At 60.3% G+C, this 632-nt stretch carries 1 protein-coding gene; it reads left to right on the top strand.

What is annotated here, in order from left to right:
• Positions 1-632: VENN motif pre-toxin domain-containing protein (locus tag NQ012_RS12870; protein WP_257067969.1), on the top strand; the 632-nt coding region annotated here is incomplete at both ends.

Raw genomic sequence — 632 nt, 5'->3', positions numbered from 1 at the left:
CTTATCCGCCCCGACCGACAGTGGTTTGGGCATCGCCACCGCCACCGCCAGCCCTGCGGCAGCCTACGCCGTCGGCCAATACTTCAAAGGATTGGCGCAAGAAAACCTGCTTGTCGGCAAAACCGAAGCCGCCGAATTAACCGCCGCACAAGAAACCGCCCGCGCGGTAGCCCACGGCGTAATTGCCGCCGCCACCGCAGCAGCGGGCGACCATAACGCCCTGACCGCCGCGATAAGCGCGGGCGGGGCGGAAGCGGCGGCGCCGTATGTGTCGAAATGGCTGTATGGTGAAGCAGACGGCAGCAGGCTGACGGCAGAGCAGAAACAGACTGTTTCAAGCATTCTGAGCTTGGGCGGAGTGGCGGTTGGCGCGGCTGGCGGCGGTTCGGGTTCGGACTGGGTGGCCGGCGGGCAGGCTGCGCAGAGGGCGGTGGAGAATAATACGACGGTTGAAGAGCTGCGTATCGAAGCTGTAAGGGAAGCCGAATTGCGCAATCGGGATCCGGAGTGGGATAAGGCTTACCGGTTGGGGGAAAGAAAGCAGTTGGAAGTAGTGAACTTTCTGGCTGATTTTATTCCTGTGATAGGCGATATAAAAGGTTTTGCAGAAGCCGAAACCAAAGGCGACTATT

It is taken from the genome of Neisseria dentiae (assembly GCF_024580525.1).
GTDB classification, from domain to species: Bacteria; Pseudomonadota; Gammaproteobacteria; order Burkholderiales; family Neisseriaceae; genus Neisseria; species Neisseria dentiae_A.
The sequence above is the reverse complement of the archived record's forward strand: the minus strand, read 5'-3'. Positions and strand labels throughout refer to the sequence as shown.